The organism is Halomonas sp. TD01, assembly GCF_923868895.1.
Classification (GTDB): domain Bacteria; phylum Pseudomonadota; class Gammaproteobacteria; order Pseudomonadales; family Halomonadaceae; genus Vreelandella.
In genome coordinates this window covers 1,900,606-1,925,019 of the sequence record NZ_OV350343.1, presented here as the reverse complement: position 1 = coordinate 1,925,019, position 24,414 = coordinate 1,900,606, and the positions used below count along the sequence as shown (strand labels likewise).

The 24,414-nt window shown below is 52.1% G+C and carries 17 protein-coding genes and 1 pseudogene; 10 read left to right on the top strand and 8 right to left on the bottom strand.

The features are described from left to right. Positions 1-132 precede the first annotated feature (132 nt). Both L1X57_RS08850 and L1X57_RS08845 read left to right on the top strand, forming a co-directional pair. Positions 133-1,263 (top strand): glycerate kinase, encoded by a 1,131-nt coding sequence (locus L1X57_RS08850; RefSeq protein WP_009724881.1) that lies wholly within the window; start codon positions 133-135, stop codon positions 1,261-1,263. A 281-nt stretch (positions 1,264-1,544) separates the two neighbouring features. Further along, positions 1,545-2,021, top strand: a complete 477-nt coding sequence (locus L1X57_RS08845; protein ID WP_009724882.1) for a Dps family protein — start codon at positions 1,545-1,547, stop codon at positions 2,019-2,021. A gap of 82 nt (positions 2,022-2,103) precedes the next feature. On the opposite strand, the gene L1X57_RS08840 is transcribed toward L1X57_RS08845, so the two are convergent. Together L1X57_RS08840 and L1X57_RS08835 are read right to left on the bottom strand one after the other, a co-directional pair. Then, positions 2,104-3,567 (bottom strand): aminoacyl-histidine dipeptidase, encoded by a 1,464-nt coding sequence (locus tag L1X57_RS08840; RefSeq protein WP_009724883.1) that lies wholly within the window; start codon positions 3,565-3,567, stop codon positions 2,104-2,106. A gap of 32 nt (positions 3,568-3,599) precedes the next feature. Beyond that, on the bottom strand, positions 3,600-5,786 hold the full coding sequence (locus L1X57_RS08835; RefSeq protein WP_009724884.1) for a GNAT family N-acetyltransferase: 2,187 nt from the start codon (positions 5,784-5,786) through the stop codon (positions 3,600-3,602). Between the two features lie 332 nt (positions 5,787-6,118). Between L1X57_RS08835 and dctP the strand changes: the two genes are divergently transcribed. The 4 genes from dctP (at position 6,119) to L1X57_RS08815 (ending at position 10,982) form a co-directional block, all read left to right on the top strand. Then, positions 6,119-7,222 (top strand): TRAP transporter substrate-binding protein DctP, encoded by a 1,104-nt coding sequence (gene dctP / locus L1X57_RS08830; RefSeq protein ID WP_009724885.1) that lies wholly within the window; start codon positions 6,119-6,121, stop codon positions 7,220-7,222. A gap of 61 nt (positions 7,223-7,283) precedes the next feature. Beyond that, complete coding sequence (locus tag L1X57_RS08825; RefSeq protein ID WP_009724886.1) at positions 7,284-7,787, top strand: TRAP transporter small permease subunit; 504 nt, start codon at positions 7,284-7,286, stop codon at positions 7,785-7,787. Continuing rightward, on the top strand, positions 7,784-9,115 hold the full coding sequence (locus L1X57_RS08820) for a TRAP transporter large permease (RefSeq protein WP_009724887.1): 1,332 nt from the start codon (positions 7,784-7,786) through the stop codon (positions 9,113-9,115). Before L1X57_RS08825 ends, L1X57_RS08820 begins: the two co-directional genes overlap by 4 nt. A gap of 166 nt (positions 9,116-9,281) precedes the next feature. Further along, positions 9,282-10,982 (top strand): ABC transporter permease, encoded by a 1,701-nt coding sequence (locus L1X57_RS08815; protein ID WP_009724888.1) that lies wholly within the window; start codon positions 9,282-9,284, stop codon positions 10,980-10,982. 31 nt (positions 10,983-11,013) lie between these two features. Here L1X57_RS08815 and L1X57_RS08810 read toward each other — a convergent pair whose 3' ends face one another. Next, positions 11,014-12,111 (bottom strand): ABC transporter ATP-binding protein, encoded by a 1,098-nt coding sequence (locus tag L1X57_RS08810; protein ID WP_009724889.1) that lies wholly within the window; start codon positions 12,109-12,111, stop codon positions 11,014-11,016. 224 nt (positions 12,112-12,335) lie between these two features. Here L1X57_RS08810 and L1X57_RS08805 point away from each other — a divergent pair, with 224 nt between their 5' ends. Then, positions 12,336-13,361 carry a Fe(3+) ABC transporter substrate-binding protein gene (locus L1X57_RS08805; RefSeq protein ID WP_009724890.1) on the top strand — a complete coding sequence of 342 codons (1,026 nt, stop codon included), beginning with the start codon at positions 12,336-12,338 and terminating at the stop codon, positions 13,359-13,361. Between the two features lie 145 nt (positions 13,362-13,506). Here the strand turns inward: L1X57_RS08805 and polA are convergent, their stop codons facing one another. Then, positions 13,507-16,281, bottom strand: coding sequence for a DNA polymerase I (polA, locus tag L1X57_RS08800; protein ID WP_009724891.1), 2,775 nt, complete (start codon positions 16,279-16,281; stop codon positions 13,507-13,509). Positions 16,282-16,455: 174 nt separating this feature from the next. Here polA and L1X57_RS08795 point away from each other — a divergent pair, with 174 nt between their 5' ends. Continuing rightward, positions 16,456-17,412, top strand: a complete 957-nt coding sequence (locus L1X57_RS08795) for a homoserine kinase (protein ID WP_039869896.1) — start codon at positions 16,456-16,458, stop codon at positions 17,410-17,412. Further along, positions 17,412-19,331 (top strand): biosynthetic arginine decarboxylase, encoded by a 1,920-nt coding sequence (gene speA, locus L1X57_RS08790; protein ID WP_009724893.1) that lies wholly within the window; start codon positions 17,412-17,414, stop codon positions 19,329-19,331. Before L1X57_RS08795 ends, speA begins: the two co-directional genes overlap by 1 nt. A gap of 159 nt (positions 19,332-19,490) precedes the next feature. Here speA and L1X57_RS08785 read toward each other — a convergent pair whose 3' ends face one another. The 4 genes and pseudogenes from L1X57_RS08785 to L1X57_RS08770 form a co-directional block, all read right to left on the bottom strand. Next, positions 19,491-20,156, bottom strand: coding sequence for a fumarylacetoacetate hydrolase family protein (locus L1X57_RS08785; protein WP_009724894.1), 666 nt, complete (start codon positions 20,154-20,156; stop codon positions 19,491-19,493). A 129-nt stretch (positions 20,157-20,285) separates the two neighbouring features. Continuing rightward, positions 20,286-21,269, bottom strand: a complete 984-nt coding sequence (gene thpD, locus L1X57_RS08780; RefSeq protein ID WP_009724895.1) for an ectoine hydroxylase — start codon at positions 21,267-21,269, stop codon at positions 20,286-20,288. A 188-nt stretch (positions 21,270-21,457) separates the two neighbouring features. Next, positions 21,458-22,261: a Crp/Fnr family transcriptional regulator gene (locus L1X57_RS08775; protein WP_009724896.1), complete on the bottom strand. Its 804-nt coding sequence runs from the start codon at positions 22,259-22,261 to the stop codon at positions 21,458-21,460. Between the two features lie 492 nt (positions 22,262-22,753). After that, positions 22,754-23,590, bottom strand: a pseudogene (locus L1X57_RS08770) (manganese catalase family protein). 342 nt (positions 23,591-23,932) lie between these two features. Here L1X57_RS08770 and L1X57_RS08765 point away from each other — a divergent pair. After that, the gene (locus L1X57_RS08765; protein ID WP_009724898.1) at positions 23,933-24,382 is read left to right on the top strand and encodes an META domain-containing protein; all 450 of its coding nucleotides are present in this window, start codon (positions 23,933-23,935) and stop codon (positions 24,380-24,382) included. The last annotated feature ends 32 nt before the right edge of the window (positions 24,383-24,414 follow it).

Genomic DNA, 24,414 nt, shown 5'->3' with positions numbered 1-24,414 from the left:
GTGTCATCGATCGCCGCGCTAAGCTCGCCAGCAGCCATTCATTAAGATAAATGACAAAGAACTGCTCCAAAAAAACTATTCTCAAAAAACTATTCCCAACAATCTGTGACAACGCTTTAGAGAGGTTGTGCGATGAATGTTCTGCTTTGCCCCGATAGTTTTAAAGATGCTGTGAGTGCTGAACAAGCGGCAAACGCCATGGCCAATGGTATTCAGCGTGCTGCGCCAACCGCCACAATTCACCTTTGCCCGCTTGCGGATGGCGGCGAGGGCAGCTTGGACGCGCTTATTGCAGCCACCAACGCCGAACGCCGTCAACTAACGGTACAAGATGCCCTGGGGCGGCCGCGTCAAGCATCCTGGGGCTGGCTTAGCGAGCAGCGTACCGCGTTTATCGAATTGGCAGAAGCCAGCGGGTTGCAGCACCTAACCCCTGATCAGCGTAATGCCCTGCATACCACCACTTACGGTGTCGGAGAATTATTTCTTGCAGCGCTGGACGCTGGTGCCACGAAAGCACTGCTTTTTTTAGGTGGCAGCGCTACCAATGATGCAGGGGCAGGGATGCTCCAAGCACTGGGAGTAAAACTATTAGATCATAACGGCGACTCGCTTCCTCCCGGTGGTGCTGCGCTCCAACAGCTTGCAACGCTCGACCTTTCCACGCTCGACCCACGTTTAGACAGCTTAGAAGTTGAAGCTGCCGTGGATGTCGATAACCCACTGCTAGGATCGCGTGGGGCGAGTGCAGTCTTTGGCCCGCAAAAAGGAGCATCACCTGACGATGTCGCCACACTTGACCAAGCGATTGGTCATTTTGCCGAGCAGAGCGCCCAGGCATTGGGGCGCGATGAAAGAGAATTAGCAGGCGCAGGAGCTGCGGGCGGTATGGGATTTGCCGCTCGCAGCTTTCTTAACGCAACCCTTACGCCGGGCATTGAGATGATTATGCAGCAGGCCAAGCTACCCAACCTGCTTCCTGACGTTGACGTAGTAATTACCGGAGAAGGTCGCCTAGATGGTCAAAGCCTTTCGGGTAAAACGCCTATTGGCGTTGCTCGTGCGGCCAAACGCTACGGCAAGCCCGTCATTGTGCTGGCTGGCAGCCTGGGTGATGGATGGCAGGCCTGTCTAGAAGAAGGCGTTACCGCAGCGTTTGCCCTTGCCGATGGCCCGATGACACTTGAGGACGCTCTACCACGTACCGCTGAGCTACTCGCCGATCGCTGTGAGAGTATCGCAAGGCTTTGGCTAGCTCGGTAAGCGGGACAGCTAGCCGCTCTTGACGAAACGCCACCCCTTGAAAAACAGGATAGTCGCCTACATCTTTCTTACTAGACGCACACGCAGAGGCATATCAGTGCTGTACTCGTTGCGTAAGCGATGAGTCAGCCGTCGCCAGCTCACCGCCAAGGTCATGTTATGACGCTATTGCAGCGATGCAGAAAACTTGTTTTGCAACGTTCGCTAAGCGACTTAAGCTAAATCAAACGATTTGATGGCCGTACTGTTTCAGAGCGGTTCCAACCATGGAGGAGCACTATATGAGTGATACGAATAGCATTGGCTTACACGAAGGTAGCGCAAGCCAACTAGCTGAGAAACTTAATCACCTGCTGGCCAATTATCAGATCTTCTATATGAACGTTCGTGGCTACCACTGGAATGTCCGAGGTAGCGACTTCTTTGAGCTACATGCGAAATTTGAAGAATTCTATACAGACTTGCTCACCAAAGTAGACGAAGTGGCGGAGCGTATTTTGACGTTAGGCCACAAGCCCATTCATGCGTATAGCGATTATGTGAAAATTTCGCGTATTGAGGAAGATAAAGACGTTCATGATGGTCAAACCTGCGTGAAAGGCGTACTCACAGGTTACCAAACACTGATCGAATTACAGCGGGAACTGCTGGCAATTGCATCGGATGCTGACGATGAAGGCACCGCTGCTCAAGCCGGTGATTATATTCGCGAGCAGGAAAAAACCGTGTGGATGCTCAACGCTTACCTGAGCAAATAACGCGATGTTTACCTCGTTAATCTGAGGTAAGCACTATCAAAAACGGCACCATAGCGGTGCCGTTTTTTTTATGGCGATTTGTCTAACGAGAGTTCGCCAGCGTTTCGATGAAGTCGCGCAACATCTCCCAGAACTCGGCCACCGACTCAATTTCCACTCGCTCGTCTGGAGAATGCGCGCCACGAATCAGCGGGCCAAACGAAATCATGTCTAAATGCGGGTATTTGCTACCTAAGATGCCGCATTCAAGGCCTGCATGAATCACTTTAACCTCGGGTTCACGGCCCATTAAGGCGGCATGCCGGGCGTTAAAGGTAGCAAGCAACGGGCTTTGCGGATTGGGAACCCAACCTGGGTAGCCGTTCTCCACTTTCACTCTGGCGCCCATCAGGCCAAATAACGCCTGAAAGCGTCCCGCCATCGCATCAGTGGCACTGTCATGCAGTGAGCGCACCAACGCACAAAGATGGAAACGTCCGCTTTCCACGTTTAATACGCCCAAATTGTTCGAGGTTTCCACTACCCCCGGCACATCAGCACTCATGCGTTCGACCCCACAGGGTGCCGCATGCAGCGCAGCCAGCAGCATCGCACTGCCATCTCGGGTCAGAGGCTCAGCGTCAACCAGCTCCACACGCTCAGCTTTAAGCACCATATTGCTATCGCCACTGCCCAATTCGGCTTTCAGCGTATGGGCAAGCGTTTCAACCATCGCCAGCGCAGCGTCAACCTCATCAGCAGGCAGGGCAATTTGCGCAAACGCCTCGCGGGGGATGGCATTACGCAGCGTGCCACCATGGTAGCTAATTAACCGCGCATCAAAGGCTTCCAGTGCCCACAGAACGCGGACTAGCAAGCGATTCGCGTTGCCCAGGGGCTTATCAATATCCATCCCCGAGTGGCCGCCTTTAAGCCCCGTCAGCGCCAGCGAAATCACCTGCTCATTGTCTTGCATAGCCGTGATGGGAAGCTGTGCATTCACCACCACATCAGCGCCGCCCGCGCAGCCGATATACACTTGGCCGCGATCTTCGCTGTCTAAATTTAGCAGCAATGACCCTTCCAGCCAGTTCTCGGCGAGATTGAGCGCGCCCCCCATAGAGGTCTCTTCCTCTAGCGTAAACAGCGCTTCCAAGGGGCCGTGAGTAAGCTCAGGATCTTCTAGCACTGCCAGAATAGCGGCGACACCAAGGCCATTATCAGCACCTAGCGTGGTGCCATCAGCAAATAGCCAACCCTCTTTTTCATATGTCTGAATAGGGTCGCTGGTGAAATCATGGTCATGGCCTGCGTTAGCTTGCGCCACCATATCTAGATGGCCCTGCAGCACGATGCCTGGCGCGCTTTCACAGCCAGGCGTAGCTGGCTTACGAATGCGCAGATTGCCAAAGTCATCACGGTCGTGGGAAAGTCCCTGGGAATCAGCCCAGGCCTCCAACGTAGCCACCAGCGCAGCTTCATGACCAGAGGGACGTGGCGTATTACACAGTGTGCGAAAGTGCTGCCACACTAAACGTGGCGCGAGGGCTTCTAGATGTGCGTTCATGGAAACTCTTCATTATCGATAACCTGCTTACTTTACCCGCCTGAGCTACTGGGGAAAAGCGTGCGCTGCTCAATAATTTGCTGAGTCGCACGTCGAATCAGGCGCACCGTCTCACCATGCGCTTTCGCTAACGGTTGGTTTTGGAAGGCCCAGGCGATCAACTGCTGGTGTGCAATCTGCACGTCTTGCCCTAGCGGCCAGTGGCTAGCCTCTCTGGCCAGCGCCTGAAGCGCCGTCCTTGCCAACGCAGGGTCACGATGAGCGTAAGCTACATCTTCTATCGTTTGAACCTCAGCCGCGCTAAGCGCTAAACGAGGTATCGACGGCAGCAGTAACGCGACGATCGATGCTGGCAGTGCTGCTAACTCAAAAGCCAGTAGTGTTATCAACGAGACCGCAAATGAATCACGCAGCGATGCCAGCACTGCTTGCCCTTCGCTGGAAAGCGCACGCGCCACCATAATGGCATACTCGCCGGTAGCCGCTTCCCGAGTGATGCCTAAGCGAACAGGCACAAACCCAAGCGCCAGCCAAAAACGCAGCAGCGATGCTTCGGCACCAAAGGTAGCCCCGTACAGCGCCACGCCCTGCTGGTCAGCATTGGCTATATCGTCTTCTAACAACCGACGCCCTAACCCTTCACGCCGCCGCTCTGGGTGAGCGGCAATGCGCGCTACCCGACGCCAGCGGGACGTTAACGCCTCACGGCTACCGCTGTGTGCTGCCAACGACTGGGCCAGCAGATGCCCTTGAGGGCGTCGCTCACCACGAGCCACTTGTTCAGCAAGTGCGGCATTAAAGCCGCCCTCTTCCCGAGTCACCAGGACGGCCTGGGGCTCTTCAGCTGCGATAATTGTGCGAATGGAGGTGCCAGGGCCATCCAGCAGTTGGCGTAAGTCGCTAGGCGTGGTGCGATAGTGGGACTGCACCAGCAAGCCGAACAGTTTCTCTAACAACTCAGGCTGCTTGGCTAACTGCGCCTGAGTAAGCGCTATAGAGGCGGTCTGACAGTAAGTACGGGCGTGTGCCTCGGGTAACGGAGCGTTGAGCAGTAGCAGCGTTTGAATAGTTGCTTCTAAGGGATCACCCGCTGACCAGCGAATAGGAGAATCTAGATGGAGCTCGCGCCACTGGGGTGCTTTTCGATTGAGCACCTCGCGAAAGCGCAGTGCAAAACCGCGCCCTGAACCTTCATAGCCATGTACGGTGGTTGCAAACGCGATACGAGGGAATGCAGCAAGCCACTGAGCTAACATTGCCGCAGGAATCGCCGCAGCCTCGTCGACAAGTAAATAGCTGCCGCTACCGCCGAGTGTTGCTTGGTGAACCTGCGCGTTTAGCGCATCAGGTGGAAGAAAACACAGCGAGCTACCACTCGGTAGTTGAAAGCGCGACGGGCTGAGCCGTTGGCCTTCTGGGCATAGCGCTACCACTCGCGCAAACAGGCTTTCCACTGAACTAAGTCGGGGTGCGGTCACCACCAATTGCGTAACGCTTTTTTGTAGCAGGCGGGCACAGGCAATCCCCAGCGCCGCGCTTTTACCTCGCCCACGGTCCGCAGTTATAACCAGTGGTCGGCGACGCTTTAGTCTCACTAGTGCATTCACCGCACGAGCTTGGTCGGCAGTCAGACAGTCGGCGTCGTCAACGGGAGTTGCACGCGAGTCTCGAACAGGCAGCCTAGGCAGCGCAAGCCTGCTACCCACCTGCCAATGAACAATAGTGCTCTCACCCGTAAGCAGCGATGCCAAACGTTCAAGGTAGTGGGCGCTCAGTGATTCCCAACACCAGGGGTGATCGGTAAAGCGGGCATAATCAGGATCAGGCTGTTCGCCCCAGTTGTCTGGCGTGATGACCACCAAGAACCCACCCGCGCTCACGGTACCCGCTAATGCGCCCAGGGCATCTGGGTCTAATCCCTGGCTACCACTGGCGTCTACGACGATTAGCTGATGTTCCGCCCCTAGCCGTGTGCGAGCTTTACGGGCTGGTAAACACGGCGCCACCGGCGTCTCATGCTCAGCCCCCACCCACAGCGGCGCCTGCCACATTCGCGCTTCCCATAACCGTTGCGCCTGTTGGCGAGCCTTATCGGTCGGCCCATATAGCCATACCAGCGCCCGCCAGCGGCGACGCTGCAAGCGGGTGGCATGGTGCCCCAAGGCCGATGCTTGCTTAATGACAGCGTTAGGTTTGTCAACGCGACAGCCTGCTCGCATAGCGTCTCCTGAGAATGTCTTTTACTTACAACTTTGGTTGTAGAATAACGTGTTTTTCAACGGTTTTAGAACTAACCATATGGTTAAAAAAATGACTAAAAAATATACAAACAATTGTTTTCAATGACCTTAATTTAAAAAAAAAGCTTCGTTTATGACGTTAAATTCCTTGAGTTACTGATATTGCGCTGCAGCGGGTGGAGTGTGCTAGCTTAGCGATGCAGCCTAGCGGTATTTACTTTACGTAAACGTAAGCCATGCTCGCTGCACTTTCCTGCTTTCAGGTAATGAACACTAATAACGCCAACCGCCAAAGTACCAGGAAACATACAATGAAAAAGATGACTAAATTCGCACTAACCAGCCTCGCCGCTGGTGTCGCTTTCGCCGCACTCACCTCTACCGCCCAAGCGCAAGAACAGTGGACAATGACCACTACCTGGCCCGAGAACCTTGACCTGATTAAGATTGATCAGCACTGGGCAGACCTTGTAAACCAACTCGCAGGTGACGAAGTACAAATTAACTTCCGGGCAGGTGGCACGTTAATGCCTGGCACTGAAGTGTTCGACGCTACCGAAACCGGTGCCATCCAAGCTTCTGGCGATTGGCCAGGCTACTGGGCAGGTTTAAACCCGGCATTCTCTCCACTGGCCACCACTACCAGCCTGTTTAACGGCGTGGATTACTTGAACTGGATTCAACAATGGGGCGGTTTTGAGCTCTATCAAGAAATCTATGGCCAATACAACATGGTGTATTTGCCTTACGGTATCACCAATAACGAATCTGGCTTCATGGGTCGCACGCCGATTGAAAGCCTCGCCGACCTTGAAGGCAAGCGCTTACGTCTATCGGGTCGTGACCAGGGCCGAGTACTTGAAGAGCTAGGGGGCTCCCAGGTTACATTGGCGGGTGGCGAAGTGTATCAGGCGATTGAGCGCGGCGTGATCGACGCAGGTGAATTCTCTACCCCAGGTGTTGATTTTAACGCAGGTTTTGCTGAAGTTGCTGATTACTGGGCGACGCCTGGCTGGCACCAGTCGGCGAGCGTTTTCGGCGTTATGATCAACAAAGATTCTTGGGACGCTCTGTCTGAAGAGACTCAGGCGAAGCTAAGAACTGCCGCCGAAGCCACCATGGCATGGTCACTCTCGTGGTCGGAGCGTGAATCCACCGATGCCACACGCAAGTTTATTGATGCAGGGGTCACCATTAACCAGTTCTCCGAGGAAGACCTGGCGCGCATTCAGGAAATCACCAACGAGGTGATCGTTCGCGGTGCTTGTGAACACCCGGATCATGCAAAAGTATATCACTCCATGATTACCTACCTAGAAGACTATGCGGCATGGCGTGATGTTACCGCGCCATTCAACATGAGCCGCACTATGGATAACCTGCCCTCACTGGAAGAGATCGAAGCCTGCCTATAAGGCGTTTAAGTGCCGCCCCAGCGCTGCTGGGGCGGTTGGTGCTTAGCTGCGGAGACCTTCCATGAATGCGATTGCCAAGGCGATCGATGCAATTAACGAGCTGCTGGGCCGCATCATCGCACCGTTAATTGCCATCATTACTCTTATAGTGCTTTACGACATCGTGTCGCGCTTCTTCTTTGGCCGCCCTAGCGACTGGGCATTTGATGTCACCAAAATGTTGTTTGGCGCCCACTTTATGCTGATGGCCGCCTATGGATTACGCCACCATGCCCATGTGGAAGTCGACGTTATTAAACGCCTGCTATCACGTAAAAAGCAGGCCGTACTAGACCTGCTCGGCTACTTGATCTTCTTTGTGCCTTTCATTTGGCTGTTATTGACTTACGGATGGCGTTTTTTTGAGCGCTCGTTCAGTCGTGGCGAAACGACCTACGGCATGGTCTCAATCCCTGTGTATCCGGTGAAAGGCGTTATCGTAGTCGCTGCAGTGCTTATTCTGTTGCAGGCGGTTGCTATCGTTCTGCGCGCCATTATGCAACTGCGTGAGGAGAAATCCGCATGAGTGCAGAACTACTGACGCTGGTGATGTTTGGCGGACTTTTAGTTGGCCTGTTTATGGGTCATCCGCTTGCTTTTGTATTGGGTGGCATGGCAGTCATCGGTGCTTATTTAGGGCCTGGCATTAACACCCTGGGTATCATCATTAACAACGTCTATGGCAACGCTATGGACAACTACGTACTAGTGGCTATACCACTGTTTATTCTGATGGCGCGCTTCCTTAACGACTCAGGCGTCACCGAAAAAATGTTTGATGCCATGCGGTTGCTGCTGGCGAACCTCCGCGGTGGATTAGCGCTTACCGTGGTTGTTGTATCTGTCTTACTTGCAGCTACCACCGGTATTGTCGGCGCGTCTATTGCCGTTATGGGTATGATTGCCCTAGTGCCGATGCTGAAATATGGCTATAACAAAGAGTTGAGCGCAGGCGTCATCATGGCCAGCGGCTGCTTGGGCATTTTAATTCCCCCCAGCATTATGTTGATTTTGATGGCGAGCTACTCGCCGGTCTCGGTGGGCGCACTCTTTGCTGGTGCATTAGTACCCGGCCTGATGTTGGGGATGATGTATGCCCTCTACGTGCTGGTGATCTGCTGGCTCAAACCTAGCTACGGCCCTAAAGTACCGGCAGAAGAGCGCGCTGAAGTCAGCACAAAACAACTTCTGATCATGCTGGGCAAGTATGTTGTTCCGCCAATGTCGTTAATTCTCGGCGTACTGGGGGCACTGTTTACCGGAGTAGCAACGGCCACTGAAGCATCTGCTATTGGTGTGTTTATCGCCTTCCTGCTTTTTTTGATCTTCGGCGACCGCAAGCTATCAACCTGTTACAACACGCTGATTGAAGCTGGCAAAACCACAACGATGGTCATGTTAGTGCTTGTCGGGGCGACGGCGTTTACCGGGGTATTCTCGATTGGCGGTGGAATGACCGTAATCAGCGACTTCGTGCTAGCGGTTCCAGGCGGTACTGTCGGTGCCCTGCTACTAATGTTGTTCCTGGTATTTATCCTCGGAATGTTCCTCGATTGGACCGGCATTGTGCTGCTTAGCTTCCCTATTATGCTGCCAATTATCTCGCAGATGGGCGTGGACATACTGTGGTTCGTCGTCATGGTGGCGGTAGTACTGCAAACCTCCTTCTTAACGCCGCCCTTTGGCTATGCGCTGTTCTATCTGAAAGGAGTGGCGCCACCGGGGGTCGAGATTGTTGATTTATATAAAGCCGTCGTGCCATTTGTGGCCATTATCATTTTCGCCTGCATACTGATGGCGCTTTTCCCCAGCTTGATTACGGGACTACCAAGTTTGATGGTGGGCTATCAGTGACACCTATCCGCTGACGCTAAACGCACGACTTCCCCCCGCATTGCGGGGGGATTTTTTTGATAGCCGCAATGTTGGCTGCAGCAGCCTAACGCAAGTGATACTATTTGCAGCTGCTATTTTTTCGCATTGACGAGCCAAGCTGCCCCTCATCCAAGGAGACAACGACGTGTCTACGCCAGCTCGCCGCTCACCATCGGCCCTGCTTTCAGGTTTTGCCTCACGCCTTTCGCTGTCGCTTAACCCTTGGTCAATCGCCCTGTTTTTGATTGCCCTCGTTGTCGCGCTTCCTATTATTGTGGTTCTTAGCCATATTTTTGTGCCGACGGAAGGCGTTTGGCAGCACCTTGCAAGCACCGTGTTACCACGTTATCTCTCTAATACGTTCTGGCTGGTGCTATGGGTAGGCATTGGCACTCTGATTGTGGGGGCTGGGACCGCGTGGCTGGTCGTTATGTGCCGCTTCCCTGGCAAGCGCATATTTGAATGGGCACTGCTGTTACCCCTGGCAGTACCGACTTATGTCATTGCCTACGCCTATACGGACTTTTTCCAAGTAGCAGGACCGCTACAAAGCATGTTGCGCGAATGGCTTGACTGGCGAGTGGGCGATTACTACTTCCCCAATGTGCGCTCTTTAGGCGGCGCGGCAACCCTAATCACTTTTGTGCTTTACCCGTATGTGTACCTGCTAGCCCGAGCGTCATTCCTCGAGCAGTCAGTATGTGTATTAGATGTTGGCCGTACCCTGGGGCGTGGCCCCTGGCGCTTATTTGCTAGCGTGGCGCTACCGCTCGCCCGCCCGGCGTTAGTCGGCGGCGTTTCACTGGTACTAATGGAGACGCTTAACGAATTTGGCGCGGTGCAGTTTTTTGGTGTAGATACGTTTACCACGGGTATCTATCGCACATGGTTTGGCTTAGGAGAACCCGTAGCGGCTGCTCAGCTAGCAGCCTGCCTACTGACCTTCGTCATTGTATTGGTTCTTCTAGAACGCTATTCGCGGGGTAAACGGCGCTACTTCCATACCACTAACCGCTATCAGCAATTACCGGAATATCAGCTGCGGGGCTGGCATGCACTCGGCGCTACCCTGGCGTGTTTGCTTCCCATTGTTATTGGCTTTTTACTACCCAGCGGCATTTTGCTCAATATGGCCATTAAAACGGGCGATAGCCTTTTCGGCACGCGGTTTATTGGCTTTGCCATGAATAGCTTGAGCCTTGCGACCGTTGCCGCTTTAATCGCGGTAGGGCTAGCCGTACTACTGAGCTACGGGGTTAGGCTCAACAATTCACCAAGCGCACGATTTTTCACACGTATCGCCGCGATGGGATATGCCATTCCTGGCTCGGTAGTTGCCGTAGGTATCCTGATTCCATTTGCCTGGCTGGATAACTCGCTGAACATGTGGCTACACGAACACTATGGCAAAATCATCGGACTGGTATTTAGCGGCTCAGCGTTTATCTTAATTTACGCCTATGTCGTGCGCTTTTTAGCTGTTTCATTTAATGCGGTAGAAGCAAGCCTTGGCAAGGTCACGCCCAGCATGGATGCCGCCTCCCGCACCTTGGGCCAAACCGCAGGTGGTACGTTACGTCGTATACATACGCCGCTGATGCGTAGCAGTCTGTTAGCAGCAGGGATTTTGGTATTTGTCGATGTAATGAAAGAGTTGCCCGCCACGATCATATTGCGCCCCTTCAACTTCGACACTCTGGCAGTGCGCGCTCACAGCCTCGCCTCAGATGAACGACTAGCAGAAGCATCAACAGCCTCTTTGACGATTGTGGTGGTTGGCATCTTACCCGTGATTTTACTCAGCTTGGCGATGCGCCGGGCGCGCCCCGGTAGCCAGGCTGAGTAGTTGAAGCGAACCGTCATTGGGAAGCAAAAAGTTAACGAGGAAAGATAAATACCTGGGAGTGGTCCAAGTCGATATCAATCGGCTGCCCCTCCTGGGGTAAAAACACGCCTGGCACACGGGCGTGAAGGTGAGCTTCCTGGCCATCTTCTCCATGCGCACATAGGTGAATAAGGCTGGAGCGCCCTAACAGCTTAGCCATGACCACATGACTATGATTATGCGGCTCTACAGGCAGGTCGCGCTCTTTGATGCGTAACGCTTCTGGGCGAATCATCACCTGGGCGTTGCTGCCTTCTGGCAACCAGCTGGCATCTACCGGCCCCACTGGCGTGGCGACAAAGCCCCCCTTAACGACGCCGCTTAATTCATTCACTTCGCCAAAAAACGTCACCACAAAGGGGTCCACTGGCGCGCAATAAAGCTCGCGGGGCGTGCCTGTTTGAACGATTTTGCCATCTCGCATCAGCGCGATACGGTCTGCCATAAACATGGCTTCTTCGGGGTCGTGGGTCACTAGCAGGGTTGCTGAGCCAAGCTTTTTCAACACGTGCAGCGTATCGTCTCGGATGCGATCACGTAGCCGCGCATCCAGGCTAGAAAATGGTTCATCCAACAGCATCAGTTTAGGCGTAGGTGCTAACGCGCGCGCCAGTGCTACGCGCTGCTGCTGCCCACCTGACAACATATGCGGATAGCTTTCTGCATAGTCGGCCATACCGAGCTGGGCCAGCAATTCCAGAGCACGTTCCCGGCGCTGGCTAGAGGGCAAACTTTTCAGACCGAAGGTAACGTTTTCCAGCACGCTAAGGTGTGGAAACAAGGCGGAGTCTTGGAAGGCGAGACCAACATTGCGCTTTTCCGGCGGCACGTGACGCTTACCTGGAGCCGCAATGGATAGACCATCAAGACTAACCGAGCCTTCCTGCACGACCTCCAAGCCCGCAGCGATTCTAAGCAGTGTGGTTTTGCCGCAGCCAGAAGGGCCCAGTAAACACACAACCTCGCCTGGAGCGATATCAAGGTCGATGCCTTTTACCACTTTATTAGCCGCAAACGTATGCTGAACACCACGAAGCGACAGTGCTAATGCAGGAGCCGACACATCGGAAAGTGACACAGTTGCCGTCATTATTTCACCATTGTCTCGTCCACCCGCGACATGATAATCGCATGCCGCTGCGAACACGGTTGAAAGTTATTTACATTCTATTTTCTATTGAGCAGAGATGCACGCTTCTTGCTAAACAGAGGATGCGTTTCATTAGCATTTAACTTGACGCCAACCAAGAGAAGCGTTTCAATACGCGATGTCGCTAATGCAACTTATTATCATAAACATTCAGGGTATTTGTTATGAAAAAAGCACGTCTTACGGCTACCGTAGCTGCCATCATGGCGGGTTCTGCTTTTGCAGGTAGCGCGCTCGCTAACGAGGTCAACATTTACTCCGCTCGCCATTACGATTCTGACGAGATTCTCTACAAAGCATTCACTGAAGAGACCGGCATCGAAGTTAATGTACTGGAAGGCGACTCAGACCAGTTGATGGAGCGCATGCAGCGTGAAGGCATTGCTAGCCCTGCTGACGTAATGCTTACCGTTGATGCAGGCCGCCTATGGCGCGCCGAGCAGGACGGCCTTTTTCAAAGCGTAGACTCTGATGTGCTCAACGAGCGCCTGCCAGAATCAATGCGCCACCCTGACGGCCTGTGGTTTGGCTTTAGTCAGCGCGCACGGGTTATTTTCTACAACCGTGAGAACTTTGATCCCAGCCAAATCAGTTCTTATGAAGACCTGGCCGATCCGCAGTTTGAAGGCCAAGTGTGCATTCGCTCTTCCAACAACATTTATAACCAGTCGCTACTAGCCTCAATGATTGAGCATCACGGCGAAGAAGGTGCGGAAGAGTGGGCCCAGGGGGTTGTGAATAACATGGCCCGCGACCCTGAAGGCGGCGATACCGATCAGATTCTTGGCGTTGCGAGCGGCGAGTGTGACTTAGCAGTCGCAAACCACTATTACTACGTTCGCATGCTGCATTCCGATGAAGATGCTGATCGCGAAGCCGCACGCAAAGTGGGTATGATTTTCCCCAACCAGGATGATCGTGGCACTCACGTTAACGTTGGCGGCGCAGGCTTAGTGGCTAACGCGCAAAACGCAGAAAACGGCATTCGCTTCCTGGAGTTCTTAGCCTCTGACGAAGCTCAGGAAGTACTTGCTGACCGTAACTACGAGTTCCCCGTCGTGGAAAGCATCAAGAAAAACCCGGTGCTTGAGTCTTGGGGTGATTTCGAGAAAGACGATATCAACATCAGCATCCTGGGTGAAAACAACCCAGAAGCGATTCGTATTTTTGATCGTGTAAGCTGGCGTTAAGTTCTGCGGCTCTACGGCTCTTAGGACTCATGAGCCGCAAGCCTAACTAAAAAAACACCTGCAGCTCAGCTGCAGGTGTTTTGCATTAGATCCCCCGTAACGAGCCCGTAACGTTTAAGCCTTACTTAGCCTAACGGGCTTAATACTAGTGGGCTTCATCCCAGTTGGCGCCGCTTTCGGCTTCAACAATCAGCGGCACACTAAGCGTGGCAGCAGCTTGCATACGCGCCCGCACCTGCTCAATAAATGCCTCAACTTGCACTTCGGCCACCTCAAACACTAGCTCATCGTGCACCTGCATGACCATGAGTGCATCAAACTCCTCTTCAGCAAGCCATGCATCGACATCAATCATCGCCTGCTTGATGATATCCGCTGCAGTACCCTGCATAGGCGCGTTAATTGCGGTGCGTTCGGCACCCTGGCGGCGGTTACGGTTTTGCGAGTGAATCTCTGGCAAGTACAGCCGCCGCCCTAGTACGGTTTCTACAAAGCCATCTTCCGCAGCTTGGGTGCGAATACGATCCATATACCGGGCAACGCCGGGATAACGGTCAAAATAGCGATCGATGTAGGTTTGCGCCTGGTTGCGATCAATATGCAGCTGGCGTGATAAGCCCCAGGCGCTCATACCGTAAATCAGCCCAAAGTTGATGGCTTTGGCACTGCGCCGCTGGTCGGCAGAGACTTTTTCAAGCGCGGTACCAAAGACTTCTGCCGCAGTTGCGGTGTGGATATCGCGCCCTTCCGCAAATGCGTTCAAAAGCCCCTTGTCTTCTGAGAGGTGCGCCATAATGCGCAGCTCAATTTGCGAGTAATCTGCCGCCACAATGCGATAGCCTGGGCGAGCCACAAACGCTTGGCGGATTTTGCGTCCCTCTTCCGTGCGAATCGGGATGTTCTGCAGGTTGGGATCGGATGACGAAAGCCGCCCTGTCGCCGTCACCGCTTGGTGATAGCTAGTGTGCACTCGACCAGTAGTTTTATTGAGCAGGCGCGGCAGCTTGTCAGTATAGGTGGACTTAAGTTTCGCTAGCCCGCGGTGCTGCATAATCACCTTGGGCAACGGGTAATCCAGCGCCAACTCTTCTAGCACCGCCTCTGCGGTAGAGGGCGCACCTTTGGGGGTTTTCTTGATCACCGGAATTTTCTGCTCTTCGAACAGAATCTGCCCCAGCTGTTTGGGTGAACCGAGGTTAAACTCACGACCTGCCAACTCGAATGCTTCGCTTTCAAGCTCACGAATACGGCGCTCTAGCTGTTGGCTCTGCTCGTGTAGGCGCTCGGCATCCAGTGCCACGCCATTGCGTTCAATCCGCGACAACACGTTAATCAGCGGCAGCTCAAGATGATCTAGAACGTCCGCTAAACGCCCTTCCCGTTCCACCTGAGGGCGGAGCGTTTCTTGCAGCCGCAGCGTGATATCCACATCTTCACAGGCATAAGGAACCGCCTGTTCCAGGGCGATCTGGTTAAACGTGAGCTGTTTGGCACCTTTCCCAGCGATCTCCTCGAAGGAGATCGTTTTTTCGCCCAAATACTTCAGCGCCAGCGAATCCATGTCGTGGCGCGTGGCGGTGGAATTCAGCACGTAAGAGGCGAGCATGGTGTCGGCCAGCGGCCCCACCACGTGAATATCATAGTTTGCTAGCACAGAAATATCGTACTTAAGGTTCTGGCCAATTTTGGTTTTTTCAGGATCTTCCAGCAGCGGCTTTAATGCCTGCAGTACCTGTTGACGATCAAGCTGTGCGGGAGCATCCAGATAGTCATGGGCCAGTGGAATATAGGCAGCTTCACCGGCCTCCAGCGCCAAGCCGACGCCTACAATGTCGGCGTCCATATAATTCAGGCTAGTGGTTTCTAAATCGAAGCAAAAACGCTCAGCTTGCTTCAAACGCTCTAACCACGCATCGAACTCAGCTTGCTCAACGATGACATGGTCATTTCGCTGGCTGGAAGGCACGGCGCTTTCAGCGGCGTCAGTAGTGATGTTATCAGGCGCGGGCTCGCCCCCTTTTACGTCATCAACACCCTCGTCGTTACCCGCCAGCAGTTCAGCCAACCACTGCTTAAACTCCATCTCTTTATAGAGTTCCACCAGGGCTTCGCGGTCTGGGTGCGCAATATCCAAGTCATCCAGACCCACGGGGAGTTCGCAGTCGGTCTTAATGGTCGCTAATTGGTAAGAGAGAAAGGCTTGTTCACGGTGCTCTTCCAGCTTCTTCGGTAACGTTTTCGCACCACGGAAGCTGAGTGTTTTGACGCGTTCCAGATCACCGTAAATAGTTTCTAAACCGCCTTCCATACCTTGTAGCAGGCCAATGGCGGTCTTTTCGCCCACCCCCGGCACGCCGGGAATGTTATCAACCTTGTCGCCCATCAATGCCAGAAAATCAATGATCAGTGAGGGCGGTAGCCCAAATTTCTCTTTGACACCCGCTTCATCGAGGGTTTCTTCTTTCATGGTATTGACCAGTGTGATGTGGTCATTCACTAACTGCGCCATATCTTTATCGCCGGTAGAGATTACCGCATCACGACCCGCCTGGGTGGCATGGTGTGCTAGGGTGCCAATCACATCGTCGGCTTCGACCCCTTCAATGCACAGAAGCGGTAAGCCCAGCGCTTTTACACAAGCGTGCAGCGGTTTAATTTGGCTGCGCAGATCATCCGGCATGGGTGGCCGATGAGCTTTATACTCGCTGTACATCTCATCGCGAAAGGTTTTTCCTGGCGCATCAAACACCACTGCCATTGGGCTTTCCGGGTAGTCTTTGATCAGACGCTTGAGCATATTCAATACGCCCTTCACGGCCCCCGTGGGCTGGCCGTTGGAGGTCGTTAACGGTGGCAGCGCGTGAAAGGCGCGATACAGGTACGAGGAGCCATCGACAAGCACGATTGGGGCACGGGCCATAACCAATTCCATTGTTAGCAACACAGTAAGAAAGTCTATTGGCTATGATACGCGTTCACGCCAATGGCTGCAGAAACAACCGTTACGAATAACGCATTTCAAACTCACACAACGCTGCCAACTGACCCTGCAAGCCGCTACAATAATGGGCTTAGCAACCTGGGCGAGATTCTCATGGCTGTATTTACTCCGCTGAGCGACGTTCAGGTCGCCGCGTTTTTGGAAAAGTTTGATGTAGGCAGCTTCGTTTCGCTACAAGGCGTTGCCGGTGGCACAGAAAACTCAACGTTTTTTGTGACCACCGATCGTCGTGAGCTGGTACTAACCCTGTTTGAACAGGGCGAACATGAAGAGCTGCCGTTTTTTGTCGAGTTGTTGGATTACCTGGATGAGCACCGTTTACCGGTGCCCGGCACTATTCATGACCGCGAAGGTATTGCGCTACACAGTTTGGCAGGCAAACCTGCTCTGCTGTTTCCACGCCTACCAGGCAAGCATCCTAGTGCACCCAACCTTGCCCAATGCCAAGCACTGGGCAATACGCTGGGGCATTTGCATGTTGTCTCCCAGCGTTTTCCTGGCCATCGGCCAAACCCGCGCGACCTTCACTGGCTGCGTGCGGTGCATCACAAGGTGCTAACCTATATCAGCCCTGACGATCAGACGCTGATGAAAAATGAAGTCGATGACTTTGAAGGTGCCTTTAGCCAGCACGGCGAGCTACCGCAAGGGGCACTCCACGGCGACTTATTCCGTGACAACACGCTGTTTGAGGGCGACCAGCTAGGCGGCATTATCGATTTTTATAACGGCTGCACAGGCGATTTGCTATTTGACCTGGCCATCGTCATTAACGACTGGGCAACCAATGAGGATGGCACGCTGAACGCTGAGCGTTATGAGGCCATTCTTAGCGCTTACCAGGCACGCCGCCCTCTCACCGCGAATGAACGTGAGCTATGGCCTACCATGCTGCGCATGACCGCATTGCGGTATTGGTTATCGCGGCTGCTGGTCGTTTATGTTGATCCACCTGCTCATGACCTAACGCCTCACGACCCTGAGCGTTTCCGAACCATTTTAAAAGCGCGCATTGCATTTGGCGCACTACCGCTCCCAGAGGTTTATTGATGATCGAATCGGTGACCACCAGCGCCCAGGCCTTACGCGCCCGTCGCACATGGAATATTGACCAATGGGGCAGCGGCTACTTCGATGTAGACGACCACGGACAAGCACTGGTACGTCCGCTAGGCAGTGACGCTGAAGGCCCCGCGCTGCCGCTTAGCGGGCTTGTGCGTCAACTGCAAACTGCGGGTCTGCGGTTGCCGGTGCTAGTAAGGTTTAGTGACATTCTGCATGACCGAGTAGAGCAGCTGTGTGGTGCGTTTGATGTCGCGATGCAGGATATCGACTATCAAGGCGGCTACACGGCGGTTTATCCGATTAAAGTTAATCAGCAGCGCCGCGTGGTGGAAGAGATACTCGCTACTTCCGAGCGTGGCAATGGCCGTGTAGGACTGGAAGCAGGCAGCAAACCGGAGCTCTTGGCAGTGCTGGCACTGTCTGATGGCGGCTCTTCGCTTATCGTCTGCAATGGCTATAAAGACCGTGAGTACGTTCGCCTTGCACTGCTGGGAGAAAAGCTGGGGCACCGCGTTTACCTGGTTGTGGAAAAGCTCTCTGAGCTGGAGCTTATATTAGAAGAGGCTCGTGAGTTGGAAGTCACCCCACGTATTGGTTTGCGGGCACGGCTGGCCTCAGTGGGTAAGGGTAAATGGCAAAACACCGGTGGCGAAAAGTCAAAGTTTGGTCTGACAGCCAGCCAAATTCTTGACGTAGTAGCGACCTTGCGCGCTCAAAATGCGTTAGAAAGCCTACAGTTAGTGCACTTTCACCTCGGCTCGCAAATTGCCAATATTCGCGACATTCAGCGTGGTCTGCGGGAATGCGCCCGTTTTTACCAAAACCTGATGAGCCTAGGTGCGCCGATTGATACCGTCGATGTTGGTGGCGGGCTAGGAATCGACTATGAAGGCACCCGCTCACGCAGTTACTGCTCAGCCAACTACTCCATGCAGGAGTATGCACGTAACGTCGTTAGCGCTTTTGCGCAGCTGTGTCAGGAAGCTGACCTGCCCCAGCCCCACCTGATCAGCGAATCAGGCCGCGCGCTAACGGCTCACCATGCCGTGTTGATCACCAACGTGATTGGCGAAGAGCGCGTTAGTGATTCGCCTCCAGAGCGTTCTTCCCAGGAAGACCTTCAGGTGGAAGCCCTATGGCGGGTTTTTGAGCAGTTAGCCGAGAGCCAAGAGCCCCGTGTTCTGGTGGAAGCTTGGCATGATCTCTTGCAGGCGGTTAGTGAATTGCAAGACCGTTTCGTAATGGGTTTAAGTGATATCAATGCCCGCGCCGAAGGCGAACGGCTTTATATGGCGGCCTGCTCCCGCCTACGCGGTCAACTCGATACCCGTAATCGCGCTCACCGAGAAATTATGGACGAACTGGCTGAAAAGCTAGCCGACAAGCTGTTCGTTAACTTCTCATTATTTCAGTCGGTGCCGGACGTTTGGGGGATCGAACAGATATTCCCTGTCCTACCGTTGAGCGGGCTAGACCAGCCCCCGACTCGTCGCGCAGTCATTCAGGATATTACCTGCGACTCAGATGGCCGTATTGATAGCTACGTGGATGGTCAGGGCGTGGAAAGCACGCTACCGCTGCCCGAGTGGGCAAGCGATGACGAGCGTTGGCTAGGCTTTTTCCTGGTAGGTGCCTATCAGGAAATTCTCGGCGACTTGCACAACCTATTCGGCGATACCGACTCCGTCGATGCGGCACTGGGTGAAGATGGTGAGTGGGTGCTTTCTAACCTACAGGCAGGCGATACGGTGGCCGATGTTCTAGCCTACGTGAATTTTGATGCGCGGGTACTAAAACAAAAGCTCACCGAACAACTGGTCACTAGCGGCTTTTCGACCCAAGAGCAGGCAAAGTTTGCTGCTAGCCTGAGCGAAGGGCTAGAGGGCTATACCTATTTAGAATAGTGCGAGCGGAAGCCTAGCGTAGCCATCGCGGCCACTGAACGTTAACCACACCGACGAAAAGGCCACCGACAATGTCAGTGGCCTTTCGCTTAACTGCTTACATTTAACTGCTTACATTTAACTGCTTACATTTAACTACTTGGCGTCATCGCCATCACACTACTCTACTACGCTAGTGGTGATTTCTAGCCCGCCAGTCAACGTTAAACGCAGCGCGGCTCCACGGGGCAATTCGCCGACCCCCGCAGGTGTACCTGTCAAAATAACGTCGCCCGGCTCTAGCGTGAAGTGGCGACTCATCTCCGCCACCAACGTCGGGATCGCAAAGATCATATCGGCACCTTCCCCGTGTTGACGCTCTTCACCATCAATCTCAAGGGTGAATGCCAACGCATTCCAATTGGGTACACGGCTTAGCGGCAAGAACGGAGATAGCGGGCAAGCACCATCAAACGCTTTTGCTATTTCCCAAGGATGCCCTTTCTCTTTCAGCTTGGTTTGTACATCACGAAGCGTTAAATCCATCGCTAGGCCAATACCCACAATGGCACGCTCTGCTTCATCTTGAGTAGCGTGGGTCAGTGTCTCTCCCACTAAAAGCGCGAGCTCGACTTCATAATGTACATCGCCTCGTGAAAACGGCGGATCAAGTGGTTTAGTCAAGTCCACCACGCTGGTGGCGGGTTTCATAAATAACAGTGGCTCATTGGGAACCGGATTATCCAATTCCTTGGCATGGTCGGCATAGTTGCGGCCGACGCAGACGACTTTGCCCAACGCGTGGGGAAACTCCTGACCATCGGTGAACTGTGGAACAAAACGCATGGCGGGTCTTCTCCTTCTCATTATGCGTGCCGCATTCGCAACGACAGGCGCAACAGTCTACCCCAGCTATGCATATGTTCCACAATCTCTTCTACAGCATTTCATACATACCACTAGTGATACGTTAGATTATGCGTCGGGCGTCCAGCGATCATCAGGCCTATGCGCCAAAAAGCTAGGACGCTGACTTGGAGCAGCAAACGGTTCAACACAACGATTATCCGGACGATTAAACACAAAGAACACGTTGCTACGGGGATCAGGCGACAAATTGGCATTAGACGCATGTAGCGTGTTGCAATCAAACAGTAGCAAACCACCTGCTTTACCTTTTGGCGCTTCAATACCATGCTTTGCTACTAACTGAGTCAGCGCTTCAGAGCTGGGCACACCAATCTCCTGTGCTTTAAGCGAGCTTTTGTGGTTATCCTCCGGTGTTTCCCCTAAGCAGGGCACGAATTCCAGATGAGAGCCAGGGATTAGCATGAGCGGGCCATTGAACTCATGGTTGTCGGTCAAGATCAGTGAGGCGCTAACGGCGTGCATATTCGGCATACCGTCTTCCGCGTGCCACGTCTCAAAGTCGGAGTGCCAATTAAACCCTTTCCCGGCAAAGCCAGGCTTATAATTAATTCGCGACTGGTGCACGTAAGGGTCACCGCCGATAATCTGCCGGGCAGCCCCCGCTAAGCGCTCGTCTATGGCCAGTTGACCTAAACGCTCCGAAAGCCTGTGCACCGCAAACAGCGAGCGAATGTTGTGGCTTTCTGGCTCGGTAACGCTGAATTCTTGATCACGATAAGCATCATTGCTCATCAACAACGTCATTTCATGGCAAAGTGCCTCCAGCTCTTCGCCCGAAATCAGGTTTGGAATAAACAGAAACCCTTTGCGTTCAAACTCATCAAGCTGTTCTTGAGATAACGGTCCTGTTAAATCCCGACCTTTAACCACCGCATCACGACGCGGCAGGGTTAGCGAAGCTGGCGCCGATGCTAGGCGCGTTGGGTACTCATCCTGCACCGTTTCGCGCTGTGCCGACGGTATATCCATCATTTCACAGTATTGCTTATGGGCAGTGACGGTATTAAGAGGGTTGTTGCTGACTGTCATCTAATCCACTCCTTGTATGATTAAATTTCAGATCAATAAAAACATGTACTAACATTCACTTGTACATAACACCATCAATAGGGTAGTCAAATGACTAGCCCTTGCAACCCATAAGCTCTACTTTATAACGTGTGTTATGAAATCTCTTTAAGCCTTAGCAATTAAGCTCTAGCAATGGCTCTTAAAAACTAGCCAAGACAAATATGCCCATAAATAAAGTCACTATCAAAACCTGTGTTTTTTGCCATTTCTTCGGGTTTTAAAAGTTTGACACTACTACGAGTTTTACGAATAAACTTTTTTTGCTCAAGTGCAGTCATACAGCGACTAACGTGAACACTAGTCATTCCTAAAAGTTCTCCAACAGTTTCCTGCGTGACAGGAAAATCAAAAACATTACCTTCCAAAAGCCCTTTGAATTTAAATCGCGCATAAACTTCAAGTAAAAAATGCGCAACCCTTTCCACCGATCGATGATGCGTACAGCTTCTGAGACGCTCTATCGTAATATTATCATTCACCATGACGTAAGATGTAATTGCTTTCCTAACTTCCTCGTTTTCTTTACAAAGCGCATGAAGATGATCACCAGAAACCTTTATAAGCTCACAATTGGTAATAGGAAAAATAATAATATCACGACTTTCAAAAAAGCTTTCACGCATACCAATAATATCGCCAGGCATAAAAATATTACAAACATCCTGCCCACGTGAATTTGTTGCATGAGATAAACTTGCCCACCCCTCTTTTATAACAAAAATATCAGCACGACCTTCGCATACAGAGAAAACCTGTTGGTTTTTCTTTAGCTCTACAGGCTTCTGGCGTATTTTTGACAGCGAGTTAAGAGACTCCTCCCCCATCTCGCCATACAACCCCAGCACCTGCGCTATGTTGATACACGCCCCGTGATTGCTTAAGCTTCCAAGCTTGCTTTTACGACTTATGTCGTTCGCCAGGGGAACTCGATCTGCAGTAAGCCCTTTCATCTCTACACTCCATTGTAGTTAGACAAAAACTGTGCACTCCAGTCAAAAAGTACAGTCTAAAAATAATTAAAACAGTTGCGCAAAGAAAAATATAGTCAATGATCAATAATTAAACAAGGTACTTTTATAACTTAAACCCGAAAACATATTAAAAAAAATCAAACATTGACATTTGTTAAAAAACAACCCCTCCTCATTAACTGCTTTAATAAAAAACGTGCTTACAAAAATTAGCAACAACATCAACCATATATTATGAGCAAGATCATCACGCTATATATTTTACCCATCATCACAACCCACGTTGGTAACAGAAAACTTCCGCCACATCCCCCAATAACTCTTAAACATAAGCACACAACTTTCGGGCTACATTAAATAACACTGTCCCTATCATAAAAAAACCCTAGCAAGCCCTGCCAGGGTTATAATTTAGATAGATAATGGATCCTAGATTTTCTCAGTTGCCGCCATTAAGGCGTTGCGCGAAGCTTACTTGCCAGAGTCAATCTGTTCTATCTGCGCACCCGAATTCGCTTTCGCCTTACCTAGACTAGGCTCCTGCCCTTCAGGTTCAGGCTGATCGCGCACACTATATTTACTACGTCCATCCAACGATGGGCCATTTGACCAGCGGCCTTCTGGGGCTTTTTTATCTAACAACGTATTCAGGTAGTAATACGAATGTTGTGTCGCTTCGTTGTCTTCCGGCGTGGCTTTGGGAATAGGCAGTTGCTTCTCGAAGCCCCCCAACTCCTCGATCACAGCCAGCCACTGTTGCTGATGATAAGTATCTCGGGCAATCAGAAAGGAAAGAAAGTCCTTCATACCATGGTCGTCGGTCCAGTTATACAGCCGTGACGCCAACACTCGACCACCCGCTTCCGCTGCCACGTTCGCCATCATATCAGCAGCAATATTGCCCGTGGCATAAACATGGCTCATATCAAAGGGAACGCCGTTGGCGTTAACCGGCATCGCGGAAAGCCCCGATGAAAGCAAATGTCGCGGATTCGCCCCACCAATAATCGCGTTCATAACAGGGTCTTTCGCCGTCGCCTCTTGATACGATACCGGCGCTCCCTCCAGGTTAAGCGCGACGGCATGTCCCAACATTTCAATGTGGGAAAGCTCTTCGGTAGCGGTTGACATCAGCATATCGCGAATTCGATCATCGCCTCTCGCTCCCATAGCCTAAAAAAAATACTGCATGGCTACTCGAATTTCTCCTTCAACGCCGCCAATTGCTTGTTGTAGCAACATGGCGAACTCAGGGTTTGGCTTATCCACTTTAACGGGATACTGTAATTTTCCAGAGTGATGGAACATCGTGCAATTCTCCTTAACTTATAACCACTCGATAAAACTCATATTCCTTACATTAGAGTTTTGATTCCTTAATAAAATGGCAAACACAACTCAGCACTTTTTAGCCATCATAGTATTTGATCACTATATAAAAGCCTTTATCGCTCAAGTCACTTTAGGTTAGCCAAACAGAAAGGGGAATCAAGTAGAAACAAAGCAAAGGCACAACGTTTAATTTATACATAAAACAATAAAACCTGATCTGATTAATGTTTGATAACAAAGCATCAGACATAAGATAAGGTAGCAAAACATTAATAACCCGATTACTATTTTACAATGAGAAACCTAGAGAAACGCTTTATGAAAAAACTATCCATCATCGCATCGACTATGGCCATACTGCTTGCCAATGGATGCCAATCGCATTCAGCGATTCACCAAGCAGTCAAGCCTGACGAAACGCTAACCAATACGTATTGGAAACTGGTCACGCTTGAAAATCAGCCTATTACCACCGCTGACAACTATCGCGAACCTCACCTTGTGCTCCATGAAGAAAAAACACGACTAGCAGGCTCAACTGGCTGCAATACCTTGATTGGCAGTTACCGTGTTGAAGGCAAACGGATAGCGTTTGAACAAGTTGGCACCACAATGATGGCTTGCCCTGACACGCAAATGCGCAATGAACAGGCACTGCTCAGCACACTTCAGCAAGTAGACGCCTGGCAAGTAAACGGCGGCACCCTGTCGCTTAAAAACGCCAATGGCAAACCAGTAGCAGTGTTTGAGGCCGTACATCTTTATTAGTCATCGGCTTGGTGACAAGCTCACTTAATGAA

What these genes read in the sequence shown, in the direction of transcription:
- L1X57_RS08850 (WP_009724881.1), top strand. Translation starts at nt 133, where the DNA reads ATGAATGTTCTGCTTTGCCCCGATAGTTTTAAAGATGCTGTGAGTGCT.
- L1X57_RS08845 (WP_009724882.1), top strand. Translation starts at nt 1,545, where the DNA reads ATGAGTGATACGAATAGCATTGGCTTACACGAAGGTAGCGCAAGCCAA.
- L1X57_RS08840 (WP_009724883.1), bottom strand. Translation starts at nt 3,567, where the DNA reads ATGAACGCACATCTAGAAGCCCTCGCGCCACGTTTAGTGTGGCAGCAC.
- L1X57_RS08835 (WP_009724884.1), bottom strand. Translation starts at nt 5,786, where the DNA reads ATGCGAGCAGGCTGTCGCGTTGACAAACCTAACGCTGTCATTAAGCAA.
- dctP (WP_009724885.1), top strand. Translation starts at nt 6,119, where the DNA reads ATGAAAAAGATGACTAAATTCGCACTAACCAGCCTCGCCGCTGGTGTC.
- L1X57_RS08825 (WP_009724886.1), top strand. Translation starts at nt 7,284, where the DNA reads ATGAATGCGATTGCCAAGGCGATCGATGCAATTAACGAGCTGCTGGGC.
- L1X57_RS08820 (WP_009724887.1), top strand. Translation starts at nt 7,784, where the DNA reads ATGAGTGCAGAACTACTGACGCTGGTGATGTTTGGCGGACTTTTAGTT.
- L1X57_RS08810 (WP_009724889.1), bottom strand. Translation starts at nt 12,111, where the DNA reads ATGACGGCAACTGTGTCACTTTCCGATGTGTCGGCTCCTGCATTAGCA.
- L1X57_RS08805 (WP_009724890.1), top strand. Translation starts at nt 12,336, where the DNA reads ATGAAAAAAGCACGTCTTACGGCTACCGTAGCTGCCATCATGGCGGGT.
- polA (WP_009724891.1), bottom strand. Translation starts at nt 16,281, where the DNA reads ATGGCCCGTGCCCCAATCGTGCTTGTCGATGGCTCCTCGTACCTGTAT.
- L1X57_RS08795 (WP_039869896.1), top strand. Translation starts at nt 16,456, where the DNA reads ATGGCTGTATTTACTCCGCTGAGCGACGTTCAGGTCGCCGCGTTTTTG.
- speA (WP_009724893.1), top strand. Translation starts at nt 17,412, where the DNA reads ATGATCGAATCGGTGACCACCAGCGCCCAGGCCTTACGCGCCCGTCGC.
- L1X57_RS08785 (WP_009724894.1), bottom strand. Translation starts at nt 20,156, where the DNA reads ATGCGTTTTGTTCCACAGTTCACCGATGGTCAGGAGTTTCCCCACGCG.
- thpD (WP_009724895.1), bottom strand. Translation starts at nt 21,269, where the DNA reads ATGACAGTCAGCAACAACCCTCTTAATACCGTCACTGCCCATAAGCAA.
- L1X57_RS08775 (WP_009724896.1), bottom strand. Translation starts at nt 22,261, where the DNA reads ATGAAAGGGCTTACTGCAGATCGAGTTCCCCTGGCGAACGACATAAGT.
- L1X57_RS08765 (WP_009724898.1), top strand. Translation starts at nt 23,933, where the DNA reads ATGAAAAAACTATCCATCATCGCATCGACTATGGCCATACTGCTTGCC.